Origin of the sequence: Streptomyces sp. NRRL S-495 (assembly GCF_000966955.1) — a bacterium.
In the GTDB taxonomy this organism is placed as follows: Bacteria; Actinomycetota; Actinomycetes; order Streptomycetales; family Streptomycetaceae; genus Kitasatospora; species Kitasatospora purpeofusca.
In genome coordinates this window covers 1-2,996 of record NZ_JZWY01000550.1, presented here as the reverse complement: position 1 = coordinate 2,996, position 2,996 = coordinate 1, and the positions used below count along the sequence as shown (strand labels likewise).

4 protein-coding genes are annotated in these 2,996 nt (G+C 74.7%); all 4 read left to right on the top strand.

The window, feature by feature from the left end:
- Window positions 1-198 precede the first annotated feature (198 nt).
- Window positions 199-498: a type VII secretion target gene (locus tag VR45_RS27000; protein WP_045942444.1), complete on the top strand. Its 300-nt coding sequence runs from the start codon at window positions 199-201 to the stop codon at window positions 496-498.
- Window positions 498-1,712 carry a putative T7SS-secreted protein gene (locus VR45_RS26995; RefSeq protein WP_045942443.1) on the top strand — a complete coding sequence of 405 codons (1,215 nt, stop codon included), beginning with the start codon at window positions 498-500 and terminating at the stop codon, window positions 1,710-1,712. Before VR45_RS27000 ends, VR45_RS26995 begins: the two co-directional genes overlap by 1 nt.
- A 4-nt stretch (window positions 1,713-1,716) precedes the next feature.
- A complete protein-coding gene (locus VR45_RS26990) occupies window positions 1,717-2,367 on the top strand; it encodes a hypothetical protein (protein ID WP_045942442.1) in 651 nt (216 codons plus the stop codon).
- Window positions 2,364-2,996: hypothetical protein (locus VR45_RS26985; RefSeq protein WP_045942441.1), on the top strand; the 633-nt coding region annotated here is incomplete at its 3' end. The genes VR45_RS26990 and VR45_RS26985, both read left to right, overlap by 4 nt.

Sequence of the window (2,996 nt, the reverse complement as noted above, 5' to 3'; positions counted from 1 at the left end):
CTGCGGGAGTTCGCCTGACGCGGAGCTCGGTGGTCGTGACGTCCCGCCGACCGGTCCGCCCCGTCCGACACGTGCGAAGCCCTCGAAGCGTTCGAAGTACGTTCGGGGCGCGTCAGGAATTCGTCAACGGATGCTTCGCATCCAGGAGTTGGCCGTTAGCGTGCCGGTGATCATTCGTACGGGGCTGATGGGGGAGCGGTGGCGGACAGGTTCAGGGTCGACGCGGGAGAGCTGGGCCAGGTGTCGCAGGAGCTGCGCGAGGCGACCGGCAGCATGGCCGGCGCGATGCACGCGCTCGACAAGGCCTCGCCGCAGGTGGCGGGGCACCTGGCGCTGGACGGCGCGTGCGCGCACTTCGGCGGTGAATGGAAGTTCGGGCTCAAGCAGTTGAACGAGACGCTGCACGCCATCGGTGCGGGCCTGGACGCCACGGCCAAGGCGTACCGGGACACCGATGCGGTGATCCAGGGCACGCTGACCGGCAGGGCGGCCGCCTGATGGCGGGCCCGGGGTTCCCCGGTTGGGGACCGAAGGTAGAGCGGGACGGCTTCCCCGCCCTGGGCTTCGACCCCGCGCCGGGCAGCCTGAGCGGTGTCGACACGCTGGTGAAGGATCTCCGGCTGGCGGCCAAGGAGTTGAACGACGCGCGCGGCAGCGTGCAGCGGGCCTCGCGCAACGGGCAGGCCTGGCAGGGGGAGGCGGCGGACGCCTTCTCGGCCCGGATCGCCAAGCTCCCGGGGCAGTTGGACACGGCGCACGCCTCGTTCTCGTCCGCCGCCGCGACGATGGCCGGGTGGCGGGAACAGCTCGCCGGCATGCAGCTCCGGGCCGACGACCAGGAGGCCCGGGCGAAGACCGCCAAGGCCAAGCGGCAGAAGGCCGCGGACGACCCGGACCTCGACCTCGGCGGACTCTGGTTCCAGGACGGACAGCAGGCCGAGGAGGCCACGGCGAAACTCCGGTCGGCGCAGGCCCGCCTGAAGACCGCCGACGCCGAGCTGGACGCGGTCCTCGCGCAGGCGGAGGAGCTGCGGGCCGAGCACGACCGCCTGGCCCAGGAGGCGGCGCGCGCGGTCGGCAAGGCCGGTGACGCGGCACCCGACGGACCCGGCTGGTTCGGCCGGCTGATGGACGGGGTCAAGCAGCTCGCCGCGGCGCACATCCAGCTCGCCAAGGACGCGGCGCAATGGGTCAAGGACCACGCCAACGCGATCGCCGCTGTCGGCGATCTGCTGTCCAACGCCAGCACCCTGGTCGGCCTCGCCGCGATCGGGGTCGCGGCGGCCGGGGTGTTCTTCCCGCCGCTGGAGGTGGTCGCGGGTGGGCTCGGCGCGGTGTCGATGGGCCTCTCCGGGGCGGCCCTGGGAGCGCACGCGGTCGCGAAGGTGGCCGGTGCGGACGTGCCGCCGCTGAGCCTCGCGGTGGATGTGATGGGCGTCGTCCCGGTGATCGGCACGGTCGGCAAGACCGGGAAGCTGGCGGCCTCGCTGTTCGCCCGCGAGGCGGTCGGCAACGGCGTCAGCCTGGGCGGGACGGGCATCACCCTGGACGGCTGGTCCAAGGACGCTGGGGGCCTCCAGCAGTTCCTCCCGCGCGGCGGCCGCCAGTGGGGCGAACTGCTGCTGCCCGGGGGGCCGTTGATCGTCGGCCTGGGGAACGCCTGGCAGGACGGTTCGCAGAAGGACAAGGCAGCGGCAGGCAAGGGGAATTGAGAGCATGGACCTGAACGCGGCGGCCCTGCTGCTGGACGGCCGGCCGAAGGTGGACCGGCCCGTCAACCTCTTCTCCTTCGGCGAAGCCGAGATGCGCTGGCTCTGCTGGCTCTACGGCTACCGCCTGGAGCACTTCAAGCAGTTCTCCGACCGCCTCGGGAGCGCCCGGGTGCGGGCGGTGCTCGACCCGGACCCGCGGGCGGTCGCCCGGGCGGACTGGATGCGCCGCCCGGACCTGCGGCCGGGCGTCCCCTCGCCCGTGCCGTGGGGCCCGCCGCGGCCCGGCGGGCCGGTGGTGTGGACGCCGCCGGGCTGGCCACCGGGCCTGGGGCCGGTGCGGCCCGCGCCGGACCGGATGCCGACGGCCTCGGTGGCGGAGATCGAGGCGCGGCCCGGCCCTCGGGCCCTGCTCGGCCTCGGTGTCGCCCTCACCCTCGCGGCGCTGGTGCTCCTCTGGTCGCTGCCCGTGGCCGGCGCCGTCCTGCTGGTGCTCGGCGCGGCCTGCCTGCTCGGCGTGCGCCCGTACGCCCGCCACCGGGACCGGCTGCTGGAACGGGCCCGCGCGCACCGGCCGATCTACCCCGACGGGGGAGCGGCGGTCCCGCCGCCCGGACCGCCGCCGGCCGACCCGAACCGTCGAGGGGAGCAGCGGTGAACCAGGACATCGGCACCGTGGAGTTCGACGTCCCGGCGGTCTTCGAGGAGTTCCGCGCCACCGACGACCCCGAGGAGGCGTACGAACTGGTGCTGGACCGGCTCGGCGGGCGGGCCGCCGAACTCGGCACCGACCGGCGCCGGGCGCTGACCGACCTCCACCTGACCGGCTCGGCGGCGCTGAGCGGACTCGACACGATCTGGTCGGGCACCTGCGTCGGCACCCTCGACGGCCGGCTCTCCACGGCGACGCTCACCGTCGCCCAACTGGAGACCGCCGACCCCGCACCGCAGGAGGCGGTGGCCGCCGCCCTGGCCGAGATCATCGCCCCGGCGCCGGAAACCGCCGGCGGACGCGGGCCCCGGCGGCTCGTACGCCGCTTCGAAGCACCGGCCGGCCCGGTCCTCGTCGCCCTGGAGCAGACCCCGGGCTGGCAGCTCGGCGGCGGACGGAGCGTCCCGCTGCTCTCCGCCAAGGCCCACCTGCCGCTGCCGCCTCCCCTCACGGGGGTCCTGCTCGTCGAACTGACCACTCCGGACGTGGACCACTGGGCGGACGGCTATGCGCCGCTGCTGGTCGCCGTCCTGCGCAGTGTCCGCTTCGGGTCGGCGGGCGCGGGAGACACCCTT